The 17,060-nt window shown below is 49.9% G+C and carries 8 protein-coding genes and 1 pseudogene; 2 read left to right on the top strand and 7 right to left on the bottom strand.

The annotated features are described in order from the left end of the window. Positions 1-50: 50 nt before the first annotated feature. Positions 51-836 (bottom strand): hypothetical protein, encoded by a 786-nt coding sequence (locus C7120_RS12655; RefSeq protein WP_233247119.1) that lies wholly within the window; start codon positions 834-836, stop codon positions 51-53. Positions 837-1,252: 416 nt separating this feature from the next. On the opposite strand from C7120_RS12655, the pseudogene C7120_RS12650 reads away from it, so the two are divergent. After that, positions 1,253-1,954 (top strand): annotated as a pseudogene (locus C7120_RS12650) (transposase); the annotation flags it as partial. 313 nt (positions 1,955-2,267) lie between these two features. Here C7120_RS12650 and C7120_RS12645 read toward each other — a convergent pair. The 6 genes from C7120_RS12645 to C7120_RS14255 form a co-directional block, all read right to left on the bottom strand. Then, a complete protein-coding gene (locus C7120_RS12645) occupies positions 2,268-3,026 on the bottom strand; it encodes a hypothetical protein (protein ID WP_107622007.1) in 759 nt (252 codons plus the stop codon). A 28-nt stretch (positions 3,027-3,054) separates the two neighbouring features. After that, the gene (locus tag C7120_RS12640; RefSeq protein WP_107622006.1) at positions 3,055-4,725 is read right to left on the bottom strand and encodes a RagB/SusD family nutrient uptake outer membrane protein; all 1,671 of its coding nucleotides are present in this window, start codon (positions 4,723-4,725) and stop codon (positions 3,055-3,057) included. A gap of 25 nt (positions 4,726-4,750) precedes the next feature. Further along, the gene (locus C7120_RS12635) at positions 4,751-8,032 is read right to left on the bottom strand and encodes a TonB-dependent receptor (RefSeq protein ID WP_233247118.1); all 3,282 of its coding nucleotides are present in this window, start codon (positions 8,030-8,032) and stop codon (positions 4,751-4,753) included. A gap of 683 nt (positions 8,033-8,715) precedes the next feature. Then, on the bottom strand, positions 8,716-10,350 hold the full coding sequence (locus C7120_RS12630) for a SusD/RagB family nutrient-binding outer membrane lipoprotein (protein ID WP_107622005.1): 1,635 nt from the start codon (positions 10,348-10,350) through the stop codon (positions 8,716-8,718). A 21-nt stretch (positions 10,351-10,371) separates the two neighbouring features. Next, a complete protein-coding gene (locus C7120_RS12625; protein ID WP_233247117.1) occupies positions 10,372-12,741 on the bottom strand; it encodes a TonB-dependent receptor in 2,370 nt (789 codons plus the stop codon). 111 nt (positions 12,742-12,852) lie between these two features. Continuing rightward, complete coding sequence (locus C7120_RS14255) at positions 12,853-13,704, bottom strand: TonB-dependent receptor plug domain-containing protein (RefSeq protein ID WP_233247116.1); 852 nt, start codon at positions 13,702-13,704, stop codon at positions 12,853-12,855. Between the two features lie 491 nt (positions 13,705-14,195). Here C7120_RS14255 and C7120_RS12620 point away from each other — a divergent pair, with 491 nt between their 5' ends. Next, positions 14,196-16,931 carry a prolyl oligopeptidase family serine peptidase gene (locus C7120_RS12620; RefSeq protein ID WP_158267376.1) on the top strand — a complete coding sequence of 912 codons (2,736 nt, stop codon included), beginning with the start codon at positions 14,196-14,198 and terminating at the stop codon, positions 16,929-16,931. The last annotated feature ends 129 nt before the right edge of the window (positions 16,932-17,060 follow it).

Genomic DNA, 17,060 nt, shown 5'->3' with positions numbered 1-17,060 from the left:
GCCGTAGGCTATATCAGTATTATTTAAGCAACAGGGGGCGAAAGTAACGCTCACTTGCTGCTGAAATACACCGAAAACGTAAAGAACGACTTGTTACGGTATGGGTTGAGTACATATGAGGCACTTACGGGCAACTTAAAACGATTGAATGTAAAGCACGTTTCATATTTCAAGGTGATGTTCACCACATTGAATCCTTTGAGATAATCGGTATAGAAGCTCTTGTTGAGATTTGCACCTAAAGCAAGAGCAAGCCTGTTCTCGTCCTTGAACTTATAGCTATAACCTAGTTCTGCATACGAAGAATAGGCTTGCTTGCCTGTGCTGTCTTTGTCGGCGCCATATATGTAAGACGACAGCTTAACCCAAAGGGGCAATGTACTGGGCTCTATAGTGGCGTAAGCCTCCACATAATGCTGCGTATCTGCGTTGCGAAAATGAAAATAGCTGTCATCTTGGCCCGAGGCAGAAGCAAAATAATAGTCGTTTAAGCTGAGTGTAAGCAAGTTGTTGAAACAATAGTTCAACGCCAGGTCAATCTCTTGATGGCTCCCGTCTATGGCATAGGCTCCCGAAGCCGTTGCCAGAAAGGTGCCCCGCTCGTAATTGATAGCAGGGAAAAGCGTTGGTGCCTTGCCATACTCCAAACCACGCCATACATATTTGCTCGACAGCTCGCACGAGATGTAGAATGGGACCGGGCCGTGTTCTTGGGCTTTTGCCTCATAGGGATACAGGGGAAATAAGAGAATGACTGCAATGCTTAATGCCAAGCCTTTCAGTCTGCGATTGCTACGAGATGGTACAAAACTTTTTGTAGTATCGATAAGTTCCATTATATAATATAAGGTGTATTCTGCGTGGACAGTGTGTAATTCCTCCTCCCTGTATGAAACAGGTAGGTAGCGTCCCCCTCTAACTCGGTTATTACCCATGTCCGCCTGCCTTAGAACCTAAATTTGTTCGCAAGCTAGCATTGGTGTATTTTACGATGTACAAAACTACATATTTTTTTTTAAATACTGCAAATTTAATTGAAATATAAATGAATGTAGTGTCGGAATAAAACTTAATGTGAGTTCGATATAAAGTGGAATTATGTAAGGAGTTGTATAGGGAAAGCCACATGGCCTGAGCTGTACCTGCTTATTAAATTATTGGCTTAAAGCGTATGGTTCCAGAGCAGAAATGCTATCTTTGTGCTCAGAAACAAGTCCAGATGATGATATGGCACAGCGAAGCAAAGACGGAGGACGCATGGGCGGTGCTTGACAAGATAGGGGAGCGGGAACGCGGAAAGGTTGAAGAAGTAACCTTGAACTTATCCGAGAGCATGCGTAAGATTGTACGGCATTGCTTTCCCAATGCCAAACGGGTCATTGACAGGTTCCACATCCAGAGGTTAGCTTGCGATGCGGGACAGGAAATGAGAGTCAGATATCGCTGGGAAGCCATACAGGAGGCAAATGACGAGATGGAGGAGGCAAAACTAACAGGAAAGAAATACAGGCCCTCTTCTTTTGAGAACGGGGATACAAGGAAAAAACTACTGGCAAGAAGCAGATACCTGCAGTTCAAGTCCCCTGAAAAATGGACGGACACTCAGAAGCAAAAAGCTGCCATCTTGTTTGAGCAATATCCCAAACTCAAAGCTGCCTATGGCCTATGCCATTCTCTAAGGATGATTTTCGCTAAGAACACCATCAAGGAGACCGCAAGGCTATCCATGCCCAAATGGTACAACAAGGTAGAAGAAGCAGGATTCCACTCTTTCAACATTATAGCAGCCATGCTCTATGAACACTATGACGATATTCTCAACTTCTACAACAACAGGTCGTCCAACGCCGCCGCGGAATCTTTCAACTCGAAAATTAAGTTGGTCAGGGCTAACCTTAGGGGAGTAAGCGGCAAGAGTTTCTTTCTCTTCAGAATTGCAAAGCTATATGCATAATCCCCACCTTTTTCCTACTGAATCGCCGCTTCCCGGTTTACAATATCGGCGAAATCGTCCGACGAAATCGGCGAGATTGAACGACGAAATCGGCGATTTCGTGAAATCATATCGGGCATTTCGCTTTATGAGAAACGGCCAGCAGGTTCCCCCGAAACGATATCCGACAAGAAAAAAGGCTGTCCTCTGGAGAGGACAGCCTGATAAGGGTATCGCATGTAATCTTATTTAAAAGTCCCTTGCAAGGCCATCTCGACCGGCAAGGGCCGTGGTTCATTTACACGCGAGAGAGAAATCTCTGTTTCCAGACCTATCACTTCAATATCAGGGTCTCCTGGTATATTCCAAATACACCTGCCGCTACCGTGAACTTAAAATTAAAGGTGAAGGTCTTGGTGGCCTCATTGTAGGTGCTGCCCTGGTCGGTAACGCTCACCATGCCAAAGCGCGGATGCTTGTAGCCCGTCTCCATGGTCGTGGGATAGACCGTTACCTTCGAGCCGTCTGGACTGAAAGCCAGGGGGTATCCCTTCGTCCAGTTGTCGGCGATGCGATACCTATTGCCAACCTCGGAGTATTCCACATCTACCTCGCGTGTAGCCGCGAATAAAGGGAATTTCGATGAATAGGTTCCCTTACCGAAAGGCTTATAGTCGAGGCCGGCGAAGTTTACTGACTGAGAGGTGCGCGTGCCGCCATTGACCGCCACCACCGTTACGACATAGAGTCCGTGCAGGTTTTCGATATAGAGATCCGTACTACTGGAGGCAGCCACATCGAACTTGTGTCCTTTCTCCACTACATACTCGGCATACTGCGCGTCGGTCATTTTGCGTTCATCCTTGGCTGTCTTGAGCTCCGCCAGGTAATAAGTCTCCCTGACGGCGGCATTGGCGAACACGCGCAGGTAACAGTCGTTGTCAGCATTATGTCCGGCGCCAGCCGTGTACTGGTAGACCGTGGCCACAGGCGTGGAGTCTCCGCCCGGATAGCTTCCCTGGTCCTCGCTGCATGCGGCAAGCATGACAAGGGCCAAGAGCGGCAGGGCCGCTTTTTGCATTATCTTTTTCATATTCTTTGTCTTTATTAAATCCTACATTTTACCAAATAAACTGCTCGGAGTCATCCTTGGGTTGCACGGGGTCGGGATTATGGGTCATGCCTCCATTGTAGTCAGACTCCGTCCCCACGAATGCCCATACCATCCAGTTGGGCACTTCCTTCGTATTCCAGCGTGCGTTTTCCAGATGGTTGGTACCCGGATAACTGCGGATAATACCCTTATTGAGACGCTTGATGTCGAAGGTGGCAAAGCCTTCGCCCCAGAGCTCCACGCGGCGCTGCCACCATACTTCATTCTGGAAGGCCGGGGTGGCGGTGTTGTAGTAGGCTTCGTTGTGGTGGCCGTACTTGAACTGCGGGTCGCGGGTCTTGGCGAAGGCCTCGAGCAGTTGCCTGCCCCGTGCCTCATCCTGCATGCCGGCTGCCTCGGCCTCGATGAGCTTCATCTCCTCCACACGCATCAACGGAACGGAAACGCACCAGGCCTCGTACTTCACATCGGCCTTACCCGCCGCATTGCGGAATTTCATGCAGTAACCGCCGAGACCATAATGGGCTTTCTCCACACCGGCGGAATAGACACGGTCGGGATAGGAGGAATATTCCTTCAGCGCTTCAAGAGCTTCGGCCTTACTCATGTCGTCGAGCTTGAAGTCCAGCCAGCATTTCTTGCGGAAGTCGGTATCAGGGATGGAATCATACAGATGGCGGTCGATCACCATCACTCCACCGTAGTTGGAGGCATAGCCACCATCAAAGCCGTTTTCCGGAAGCATGACCGAGCCCCAAGAGTCGTCTCCGTCATTGGAGGAGATGCTCGGGTCGTCCATCTTGAAGCGAGTGGCGAACATCCACGAGCTATTGGGCGTGTTGAAGCCGTTGTCGTGGCTCAGATACTCATCCCGGCTCATCATCTGATAACCCTGCTGGGCTTTCTTGGCATACTCCTCGGCCTTTGCCCAGTCCTGCTTCTCCAGATAAGCGCGCGCCTTGAGACCATAGACCACGCTCACATCGGGCGTATACTTGTCAGCACGCTTGTAGTCGGCCAGATATTTCTCGGCACAGTCCAGATCCTTGAGGATGAACTCGAAGGCCTCATCCCAGGTCATGCGCTCCTGATGGCGAGCCTCGTCGATGGTGCGCGTCTCGTCGGCCTTGATGGTCGTGAGGGCGGAATGGTCTACGGAGTAAGGTTTCGAGGCATACATGCGCACCACATCCAGATAAAGCATCGCCCGCATGGCATAAGCAATGCCGGCACCCTGTGCCCTGGCGGCCTCAGGCTCGGCATAGTTCGCGGCGCCGGCGTGCCGGAGCACCACATTGCAGTCGTTGATCCAACCGTAGTAATAGGTCCACGGCAACTGGCACACGGCATAGCCCGCGGCCAAATACTGCACATTCTGATACCAGGCGGAATAATGGTTGTTGGAACCTGCCGCCGCGATATCCTGCCCCTCCACATCGCGGGTAAGGAACAGGGAGGTGTATCCGTAGTCCCACACTTGGTTACGAGTGGTGGAATAGAGACGCTGGCCACTGAGGCTGGCCGTCAGATTGGCCACCATGTTCTCAAATGCGTTCGGCGCTCTGAGCACCTGCTCCAAGGAAGGCGTTCCGTTCTGCGGCGCCACCTCTTCTATACAGCCCGTGAGCATCGTCGCACCCAGAGCTGTCATAATGATTGCTGAAAATATCTTGTTCATATTCTGACTTTTATGGATGATTGTTTTAGAATGACAGTTGAATACCACCCATGACGGTACGCACGGGGGCATAGGAGTTGATACCCGATGACTGCGTGCCCTGGAAGCTGTAGCGTGGGTCGAGGCCCTTGCGTGCCGACCAGAAACAGAGGTTCTCGCCCTGCACATAGACGCGCACCTTGCTGAGCATGAGCTTAGAAGTAAGGGAAACAGGCAGTGTATAGCCCACTACGAACGACTGGAAGTTGAGATACTTCGCGTTCGTGAGGAAGCGGGTAGACTGCGAGGTGGTGTTCTGATCGGTATACATGAAGCGAGGGATGTTGCTCGAAGTATTATCGGGCGTCCAGGCTTTCAGCACATCCGTGGAATAGTTCGATCCGCCAGCTCTGTCAGATACCGGACGCATCAAGACGGCATAACCGAAGTCGTAAATCTTTCCGCCGAACTGATAGTCGAAGGTTGCGCTGGCATCAAAACCATAGGCCCTGAGCGTGGTGGAGAAGCCTCCGCTGGCCTTGGGCAGCATGCTGTGGGTGTAATAGGAAGCCTCGCTCCAGTTGGTGGTGGTGAAAGAATGCTTCGTGCCGGGCTTACTGCTGTTGGACATCTTACCGGCCTGATAGTCCTTATAGATATCCTCGTCTACCCAGTAAAGCGGTTCACCCTGCTCATTCACGCCCGCATAGTCGGGCATCATGCCGTTGTAGAGGGGTTGTCCCTCGGCATACCACATCGGAATATTGAACCCCGCTCTTGCATCAGTCTGTGAGAATCCGCCGTACTGTTCAATCTTGTTCTTGTCCAGCTTCAGGGCCTTGGCCGAGTTATGCGAGATGTTGCCCGTAACGCTCCAGGTGATATCCTTGGTGCGGATGATGTCGCCGCTCAGCGTCAGTTCCACACCCCGGTTGCGGATGTCGCCGACATTGTCGTAGTAACCGCGCACGCCCATGCTCTCGGGAATGTTTAACTGGAAGAGCATGTCGGTGGTTTTCTTATTATAGAAATTCACCTCTCCGTTCACTCGGTTTTTCAGGAAGGAAAACTCCAGACCAACATTGAAGTTGGTCGTGGTCTCCCAGGTGATGTCAGGGTTACCGATCGCCGCAAACGAAGGCAGCATGGCGAGATTGCCCTTCGAAAGGGAGTAACGCTCCAAGAAATAGAAGTCGGGAATGCCGTCGTTGCCCTGCTGGCCGACGGACACCTTCAGCTTCAGATTGTCTACCCAGTCGGCGTTCAGGCTCTTGAAGAAGTTCTCCTTGCTGATGATCCAGGCACCGCCCACACTCCAGAAATCACCCCAACGGTGATCCTTGGCAAAGCGGCTGGAAGCATCACGGCGATAGGAAGCCTGGGCGAAGTAGCGCTGCGCGTAGTTGTAAAGCACATTTCCGAAGTAACCTTCCACATTATAGGTGGTGTTATAAGAGTGAGCATCGTAACGATCGGAGAAAGCGTTGAGCTCCTTGATCTCCGGCGAGAATCCCCCGCGGGCCAGGGCCTCCAGAAAGTTCACGCGCTGCTTGTACCACTCGTGCCCCAGCATCACCTGCACATCGTGTTGGCCGAACTGCTTGTGGAAGTTCAGAGTCTGCACATAGTTCTGGCGGAACGAGGTATTATTATACTTGTCGATGGTTCCGTTTTCCGCGGCAGCGTTGCCAATATATGGATTCTCGTAGTGGGAATAGCGTGAGAGCCCAAAGTTGAAGGAGTTCGTGGAATTGAATTTCAGCCATGGGGTGAAAGTGAGGTCGAAACTAAACTGGCCCTGTATCTGATCGCCGCCACTGGTTACCTCGTTGTAGCGGTTGGAGCCAATCGGGTTGCCCGTAGCCAAGAACGGACGACTGCCCTGACCGGGATAACCTGTTGACGGAACGCCGAAGTCATACTGCTCGTGCCCGTACTTGTCGGTGCGGATGACGGGTTTACCGTCGGCATCCAGCACGCGCACATAGAGCGGATAGATGGGGGCGATATACTGGGTAAAGTAGCCCATGTTGGCCGCATTGGTTGTCGTGTTGCTCAGGTTCGGGTTAGACTCCATCATAGAGTGCACATAGCCCACATTGGAATAGAGATGGAGCCAGTCGGTGGCCTCATAGTCGGCCTTCAGACGGGCGGTGAAACGCTCGAAGCCAGAGTTTTCCAGAACACCTTTCTCCTTCAGGTAGCCCACGCTGGAGTAGTAGCTCATCTTGGTGTTGCCACCACTCACATTCACGGTATACTCATGACGGGTACCGTGGCGATAGGCCGCGTCCTTCCAGTTGTCAGGCATAATGTAGTAGGTTTCATCACCATACTTATACGAACGACCCAGCGTAGCTTTCGGATTGAGTTTTCCATCCAGCCCAATCAGGTTTTCTCCGGCGGGTACAGTGAAAGGATTATACTGCAGGCCGATGCTCTGGTCGCTGATGATGCGCTGGTTGACCCATGCGTTGGCCTGCTCGCGGGTCATGCCCTGCCTATAGAAAGCGTAGTTGAAGAACTGCGAATAGTAGGCCTCCATGAACTGACCAGGGTCGGAGAAAGTGTCATAGTCCTGTACACTGCGACTCGTAGCACCCCACTTTGCCTCCAAATTGATGTGCGCCTTTTGACCGCCACCCTTCTTCGTAGTAATCAGGATGACGCCCGCCGCACCGCGCGCTCCATAAAGGGCTGCGCTGGAAGCGTCTTTCAACACGGTAACGCTCTCGATATCGTCCTGCGGAATATTGCTCAACGAAGCGGTGTAAGGTGCACCGTCGACGACAATAAGCGGTGCCGTAGACGCATAGAGCGAGGCGATACCGCGGATATGGATGTCGCCTTGCGAAGCTCCTGGCTGTCCGCTACCGCCCGTAAGCTGCAGGCCGGGCACGGAACCCACGAGGGCATCGGCCACATTGGTGGTAATTTTCTTGCCCAGCTCGGTGGAGTTCATCACGGCTGCCGAACCGGCGAACGACTCCTTGGTCTGTCGCCCGAAAGCCACCACCATCACCTCATCGAGGGTCTGGTTATCGGGCTGGAGCACGACGCGCATGTTGTCGCTGACCTTTACGGTCTGGCTCTTCATGCCGATATACGAAATCTCCAGACGAGAATTGCTGTTAGGTACCGTGAGCGAGAAATGTCCATCAAGGTCGGTTACTGTACCCGTGTTGGTACCTACAACTTTAATGGACGCTCCGACTACGGGTTCTCCGTCCTCGGCAGAGGTTACGGTTCCCCTGACCGAAGTCTGTGCCAATGCTGTTCCCACAAGAAGAAACAGGCTGGCAAGAATCATAGTTAATCTTTTTCCCATAAGTTCTCTCTTTTTGAATTAAAATATTATAATTTAAAATCTCTCCTCAATTACCTTTTCTAACAAGGTCTTCATCTGTGTCATTTGACATGGGAAAATGTTACTCCAAGTAACAATTCAGCAATTAAATAATAAGGCCTTTTTCCATAGATCGTATTTGCAAATATAGATTAATTTGCGGCCAAAAACAAATAAATTTATATAAAAAGACCGCTTTTAAACATTTATTAACCGTAAGTGTTAAAAAAGAGAGGAAGAAAGGAATGCTTCATAGACAAAAATCGATAAATGCCTTGAATACCGACCCCATGCAAAAGACGAGCATAAACGACATATCGACACCCAGAGCAGGAGATATGATAACAATTTAAAACCGACAGCCAACAAATCACATGCTAAATGTATCACAATTTTAAAAAATCAAGACACGACGAAGCAAATCGAAAAGTATAAATTGCGGACAAAGGCCTCCTTATTCGACACCTTAATTATATAGAGGTAGCTGCAACTCCGGGCTCAACCCGACGGAGACAAACCAGACAACAATTCCTCCCCAACGAGACCATGGTTCAGGAAAGCCTCTCCATGAAAGGTGTGCGAGAGACAAATACTCCCCGGCAGGGAAACTGCCGAGGAGTATGATGTATGGATACCGCAAAGATCGTTTTCACGATTTTGCTGTTTTACTTCTGCCAGAAAAGCTTTGTAGAAGGGCTATCAGCCTGAATAGCTGCAGCTGCATTATAGTTATCGCTATTGCTCGCACGCTCTGTGTTAGGCCACTTCACTCGGTTTGGAAGGTTTCTGAAATCTGCATTCTGCTGAGAGTTATCTGCAGGATAGATGAGAGCAGGGAAGCCTGTACGACGAATATCTGTCCAAGCCTGTGTCGGCTGAATAGCACCGAAGTGCACCCATTTCTCGGTCATGATCGCCTCGAGCTTATCGCTGAATGCATTCCAAGCCTTTTCCGCATAGGCTTTAACGGCAGCATCGCCAAGATAGGCAGCCACAGTACCTGTTGGAGACATCTTAACACTTGGATAAGTCTTACCACCATACTCATGATTGTTCTGGCGATAGTAGAACTTTGTAGAAGCAATCATACCCTTCACGAATTCGTCCTGGACATCACCAGATACCCAACCATTCTGAATGGCCTCAGCCTTGAGGAAGTGAACCTCGGCAGCTGTGAGAATAGGACTGATGAAATAGTTGTTACCAGTGAAAGTACAAGAGTCGAGATATGAGTAATAGTGCTCACCCCATTTGAGCGGACCATTCTCGTTCCATGAGGAAGCATGGTTAGACTGGAAATTACCAGTCTCTGTGCGGCTCTTTCCTACATATTTTCCGTCAGCATTCTTCTCATACATGACCAAAAGACGGGGGTCGTTCTCACCACTGACCTTCTGCATAGCATCAATCATGGGCTGAGAAGCCACATTGTTGATATCCTTGTAACCATCGCGGAAATTCTCCCAATAGTTGAAACCATCGAGGTCGGCATAGAGCTCTATGTTATTGGCATCATCTTCAACCAACGGACGCCCCATGCATTCCTTGATGACATTGCGAGCCTCTGAGGTAAGAGTGCCCTGGGCTGCTACATGCACTGCTATGCGCAAACGAAGCGAGTTGGCATAAGCAATCCACTTACTGAGGTCTCCCTTATTGATGAAGTCCTGAGCAACGAGAGTCTTTTTCTGCAGTTCTGTGAGCTGAATGGTGGTCAGCGCCTTGTAAAGCTCGTCCAAACGAGTAAGAGCATTGCGATAAATCTCCACATCGTCATCATAAGCTGCCTTAGACTTAACAATATTAATATTCTGCCCAATCGTAGAAGCCTTGGAATAAGGCATGTCTCCAAAGAGGTCGGCCATCTGGGTGAGATTATCTATCACAAATATCTCTGCCAGATTCTTATAGATTATATCATTGGCCTGTGCCGCGGCATCCTCTGCATTGTATTTTGCTTCAAGAGCGCGATACTGGCTCAGCATGAGGTAAAAATTCTCCCAACGGTCATCCACATAACTATCGGCAGCATAATACATATTGCCCGACTCATTATTGAAGCCTACAGTCTGAGCATACTTTGCAAAGATGTTGTCCCATGTGTACATTCTCCAATAAGAGTTGTAAGCATAGTTTCTTCCTGTAGACTCCTGGATGAATACACCCGTCATCAGTTTATCGCAACCTACTTGGCTAGTCTTGTTAGGATTGTTATAGAGCTCGGTATACTCACTGTCCATGCACGATGCAAAACCAGCCATCATCGCGAGACCACATATAAATAATGATATCTTTTTCATTGTCGTATTCAGTTTAATTGTTTAGAAAGACACATGGAGCGACACACCAAACGAACGAGTGGTAACAGAGGATCCTCCAATCCAGCTCTGCTCAATCCAGCTTGTTGCATCCGTTGCCTCTGCATCAAAGATTGGCATATTCTTGTAGATATAGAATGGGTTACGTGCATAGGCTGATACAGAAAGGCCTGTAGCATGAAGCTTCTCATAGATGGATTTCGGGAAGCGATAACCAACAACGATTTCACGAACCTTGACATAGCTATTGTCAAAGATAGCATGTTCATAATAAGTCGGATCACCCGGACCCCAGTTGTATGACCAGTGATACCAACGCTGTGCTGAACACATCTTAGTATTCGGATTACCATCCTTTGTTACACCCGGGAATACCACACCGTCATCATAGAGCACTTTGCCAGCAGGAGCTGTCGTGGCAGGAACCACCTTATTGTTATTATCGAGATAATAGGTCTGACCACCATGAGCAGCATCACGCCATTGGTTGCTGTTTACCAACGTTCCACGACCCATCATATACTGATAAGGCAAGTTGAGCACAGAACCACCATAACGGAAGTCGAGCGTCATATCCAGATAGAGGTTCTTCCAACTCAGGTTGAAACCAAAACCGCCAATGAACTTAGGATTCACATTACCAACCTTTACAGGTTCTTTCGTAATAGCAATATAGCCGTCGTCGTCGATGACCTGATTGCCTTTGTCATCCTTCAAAGGAGCATAAGCATAGATGTCTCCAATAGAACCACCTTCCACAGAATAGAGATAAGCGGCACCGTTGTCCCAGTTCTTGTGCTCCAGACGAGTAATACCACCAAGGAGCTTCTTCACCTTATTCTTATTGAATGCCATGTTGAGGCGCAGATCCAGGTTCCAATCTGTGGTATGCCAAGGATTCCCTGACACAGCAAATTCGAAACCACTATTCTCGAACTCACCTACATTCATCAAGATTGAACCAGCACCAGCAGACCAAGGCGTCGTTGTTTTCAGAATCTGATCCTTCACGGTCTTGTGGTAGTAGGCCATATCCACTGTCAAGCGATTCTTGAGGAAGCGGCCTTCAAAACCGAACTCCCACTCATAAGTGCGCTCCGGTTTGATATCGTTGTTTCCAAGTTCAGAAGGTTGCATAGCATAGACGTAGCCAGAAGCTTGACTCTGATTGTAAGCCATGGTAGCCTGATAGATTTCAGGAGCAAGGCCTACAACACCATAAGAAGTGCGAAGCTTAGCATAGTCCATCCATGCAGGACGATTATTTTTTAAGATCTCTGAAACCAATATGGAGGCATTGACTGACGGATACCAGTAAGAGTTATTCTTAGATGCAAGCGTGGAGATCTTCTCATTGCGCAAGGTTCCCTCCAAGTATGCCCAGTTGTCCCATGCCAAGGTAACGCCACCAAAGGCTGCAGTTTTCAGCATGCGCATCTCATTGTTGCTGGTATTGGCCTTCTGACTCGTAGCATTAAGATTAAACCAGTTCTCTACAGAAAGACCGCCTTCGGTACTAGAATAGTGATCGAACAAGGTCTCACGACGGCCTGACCATCCCAGATATGCAGAGAGGTTAAACTTGTCGGTGATGTTCTTATCATAATTCAGCATAGCGTCTCCATAGACGATGGCATAGCGATATTGCTTAAGCGCATAGCGTCCACTTGCTCCGAAACCAAGCGCCTTGTCAGACGACTCCTTGTTCTCAACCCTATTGGCAGTAAAGTCGGTAGCGATGGTTCCCTTCAAGGTAAGACCAGGAAGGATATCCCATGTAGGAGAAACCTTTGCAATCAGACGATTGTTCAGCTCATCCTGCGTTCTTCCATAAATTCTCCAAAGATAATCAGAAACGAAGTCATAGCTAGAAGGAGCATACTCATAGCCAACATTGGCATCGTCTACAGTTTGCTCGCCATGAGTATAAGGACGATTCAAATAGCCTGAAGGAGTCATAACACTGTTGCGAAGATAATCAACATCATCAAACGCACCAAACATTCCTCCGAAGTTACAGAGAAGGCGATACATGCGGTAAGGACGGTTCTTCACGTTCTCAATCATGTAGTTTGCCGAATAGTCTACTCTCAGGTTCTTCAAAATGTTCTGTGTACCTGCCAATGAGAAGTTATGCTTATCGAATTCCGATGCATATTGATTAGGCAGAGAGTTCAAATAAGTATAGGAGAAACGAAGGTTTCCCTTGTCTGTGGCATTAGAGATAGCCACATTATACTGCTGGTCTACACCCGTACGGAACAAATGAGCATATGGGTTGGAAGATATGGGGTTGAATTTACGAACAGTACCATCATAGTACAAAACATCGCGGCCGTCGTATCTCGGACCCCAATAGGTGGTTCCTGTCAAATACTGATAAGAATTCGTGCCAAGGCCATTGCGACCACTTCCGTTACGAGTATAGAAGCCATAGGCATCAGCACCCGCACCACTACGGCTCTGGGGAGCAGGACCAGGACCTCACTCTGTCTGATATTCTGGCATGTAAGCTACGAAGTTAGCGGTCAAACTAGCATTGAAACTTACGCCAAGACCTCTGCCACCATGACCGCTCTTGGTTGTTACCATCACAACGCCATTGGCACCTTCCGAGCCATACTGTGCCGTTGCCGATGCACCTTTCAGAATGGTGATGGTCTCAATATCCTCTGGATTGAGGTCTGCAAGACCATTGGAGTTTACACGTTCATCCTCCCAGAAACTTTTATTGTTGGCTTCCCCATTGCGGATTGGCACACCATCCAAGACTACCAAAGGCTGGTTGGTCTGAGTGATTGAAGACAAACCGCGCACATTGATAGAGATGGCACCTGCCGCACCGCCAGGGGCCGTCTTAATGTCTACACCAGCTGCCTTACCATAAAGAGCTGTACCAAGGGTCGGGGACTGTGTTTTAACGAGCTCACCAGCCTTCACGGTACTGATGGCATAACCCACCTTCTTGGCTTCTTTCTTGATACCCAGGGCCGTTACGACCACTTCGTCAAGACTGGCACTTCCCTCCTCCATAGTAACATTTACAGTGGTCTTTCCCCTGACATCGACCGCCTTCGAAGCGAATCCGATGTAGGTAAACTCCAATGTTGCATTGGGAGGACAGCTAATCGTGTAATTACCGTCGACATCAGTAATCACACCCATCGAAGATCCAAGGACTCTTACGGTTACACCGACGATTGGCTCACCCGACTGATCCACGACAGAACCCTTGACTGAAATGTTCTGAGCCGAAAGATTTACGGCAAAGAACATCATCAAAACAGCCAAGACTGCTCTCAAAGAGAGTCTAAAAGCGTTTTCTTTTTTCTCCATTGCTTTTTTAATTTAGGTTTAATTTAAGGTACTTATTATTATTTAAAACATAATCATTAACTATTAAGTATAGAAGAAGAGCATTCGATGGCGTCAGATTGCAAGTACTTTTGACCATCCCTGCGCGACTCTTTTTGATTACTTTTGCAAATTTAATAAATCAATTGGAATTTTAATAAAAATTTAAAGAGAAAATGTATAAAAATAGTTAAATGTCCAATTTCAAGGGTAATCTCAGAGGCCGTAAGCGCATGTCAGCCCCGTTTCGGGTACTCATCACGATAACCAGAATTAACATATGGAAAGGATGCTTACGAACATTCCCGGGAGCTATCGCCCCTTGGACAATGGGTCTGCTGCCCATGCGGAAAGACCTGCAAAGAGGTTCCTGTAAGGCATGCCTCCTTGGTTCCGAAAGGTATGAAAACAGATTATTGCCGATTCCGGTTTTTTTTCTTATCTTTGCGAAATCAAATACAAAACCAACTTTCATGAAACACTTACCTTTACTTGCGTTTTTGGCATTCTCCCTTTCCGCACAGGCCCAGAAGAAGCCCCTCGACCACTCGGTATATGACAGCTGGCAGCACATTGCGGCTGTAGCTTTGTCGGCCGATGGCAGGATTCTTACCTATCAGGTAGACCCCCAAGAGGGTGACGGCACTCTTTTCATACGAAACAACCGCACGAGGAAAGTCATCACGGTGCCCAGAGGCTATAAAGCCCAGGTCCTGGACGACGGCATTCGTGTGGTCTGCCTCGTCAAGCCGCTGTTTCAGCAAACGCGTCAGGCTAAAATCAAGAAAAAGAAACCCGAAGACATGCCCAAGGACACACTTGCCGTGGTTGACCTCCGAACGGGCAGCGTAAGGAAGTTCGGACATGTACTCTCCCACAGCATCGGGAAGCATGCCGTAGAGACTGTAGCCTTCAGCGTCGGCGACACGGCTCTCATCCCGAAGAAAGAGCGCAAAAGTAAGGATGCCGGGAAGCCTCTGTTCGTCTATCACTTTGCCAGCGGACAGGTAGACACCCTCAAACATGTCGAGGAGTTTGGCATGAACCGACAGGGAACCGCATTGGCCTATACCCGTAAATACGAGAAGCACAAGTCGCAACTGGCGCTGCTCGACCTCCGTTCGGGCAAGCCTATCCTGCTTGGCGACACCTTGTCTTATTATTCCCTGCCGCAGTTCAGCCACGACGGAACCAAGATGCTCTATCTGGAATCCACAGATACTGCCGCCACGGGCAACAAGCATTGCGCCCTCTATGAATATAAGGTGGGCGCAGAAAGCAGCCAAAGACTCGTCGGGGCAGAGCCGCAGCCCGATGCCCCTGCCGACTGGGGAATCACCGAAAACGGCTCGCCGCACTACAGCCGCGACGGGAAGAGAATCTTCGTAGGCATCCAGCAGTATATCGCTCCTGACGATACCACCCTTCATGCCTTTGAGACACCCGCGCTCGACATATGGCGCCACGACGCTCCCGTGCTTCCTCCGGCGGAGAAAGCAAAACTTAAGGAAATCAAGAAGCAGACCTGCACGGCTTCCGTCGTCAACGGAAAGCTTGTACCTCTGACGACCTCTCTCTACGACGACATTCGCCTCGTGGATCGAGGCAACGCAGAGTTTGCCCTGTCGGTAGACCGCACTCCGCACATGGTGGAAACCCAGTGGGACTACCAGATTCCGCTCACAGTAAGCCTCGTAAACCTCACGACAGGACAGCGCAAGGATATCACGACGGGACGGATAAGCCATGCAACGGCATCGCCGTCGTGCAAATATGTTGCCTGGTACGACCTCCAGACCAGCCAGTGGATGTCTTACGAAGTGGCAACAGGCCGCACGCGCAGCCTTACGAGCGACCTCGGCGTGAACTTCTTTGATGAGGAAGACGACCACCCGATGCTGAAAAATGCCTACGGGGCCGTAGGCTGGACGGAGGGCGACCGCGACTTGCTCGTCTACGACCAGTTCGATCTCTGGAGGATACCCCTGTCGGGCAACAAGGCAGTGAGCCTCACCCGGGGCGAAGGCCGCAGCAGCAACTGCGTCTATCGCTACATCAAGACCCGGGACGAAGACGATCCTGAATATATCACAGGCTCCGAAAGACTCCTGTTGGGTGTCTTTGACAGAAGAACCAAGAGAAACGGCATCGCCACCACCAACCTCGCCGCCGCCCTAAAGAAGCTCCCCCTGGAAGAATACACATTCTCAAAGATCGTCAAGGTCCATGACGCAGACTCTTATGCCTATCTGAAAGGCAACTTCCAGCACTCAAACGATGTCTGGCTGGCCGGCAAGGATTTTGCCCGACAGCAGAAAATCAGCAACATTAATCCGCAGCAAAAGGACTACAACTGGGGCTCCGTGGAGCTGATTCACTGGACAGCTTTCGACGGAAAACCCATGGAAGGGCTGCTCTACAAGCCCGAGGACTTCGACGAAAGCAAGCAGTATCCTGTCATGATTTACTTCTACGAGAAGTATTCTGAGAACCGCTACCGCTATGTGGAGCCACAGCCGAGTTGGTCGACCGTGAACCTCGCTTTCTATACCAGCAGGGGCTATCTGGTCTTCGTGCCCGACATCGTCTATACGGCGGGCACTCCGGGTGAGAGTGCCTATAACTGCGTCGTCAGCGGAGCCAAGTATCTCACGGGCTATCCATGGGTGGATAAGCAGAACATGGCCATTCAAGGACAGAGCTGGGGCGGCTATCAGGTGGCCTACCTCATCACGCGCACCAATATGTTCAAGGCTGCCGAAGCCGGCGCGCCTGTCTCCAACATGACGAGTGCCTTTGGGGGAATCCGGTGGGAAAGCGGCTCGAGCCGGCAGGGACAGTATGAGCAGGGACAAAGCAGAATAGGTCGCAACCTGTGGGAAGCACCCGAACTCTATGTCAGTAACTCCGCCCTGTTCAAGTTGCCGGAAGTGCAGACTCCGCTCCTCATCATGCACAACGATGCCGACGGTGCCGTTCCATGGTATCAGGGCATAGAAATGTTCATGGGGCTACGCCGGTTGGGCAAGCCCGTATGGCTGCTCGAATACAACGATGAGGCACACAACCTCAAGGAACGGCGCAATCGTAAGGATCTCACCATCCGTCTCCAGCAATTCTTCGACTACCAACTGAAGGGCGCACCGGAACCTGAATGGATGAAGAGCGGCATCCCCATCCTGCGCAAAGGGCAGTATTTCGCATACTGACACGCGGCTTTCCATAAAAAGAGAAGTTGTTTACCAAAAAGGTTTCGGTTGCTGAATCCAAGAGTGTCAACAGCTGAAGCTTTCCCGGAATGCCGCCGACAATCTTGCCAGGATCCGCCCATGGTTTGA

Source organism: Prevotella sp. oral taxon 376, from assembly GCF_003043945.1.
Lineage (GTDB): Bacteria > Bacteroidota > Bacteroidia > Bacteroidales > Bacteroidaceae > Prevotella.
Note: the sequence above shows the minus strand (reverse complement) of the source record. Positions and strands in the feature narration are given on the sequence as shown.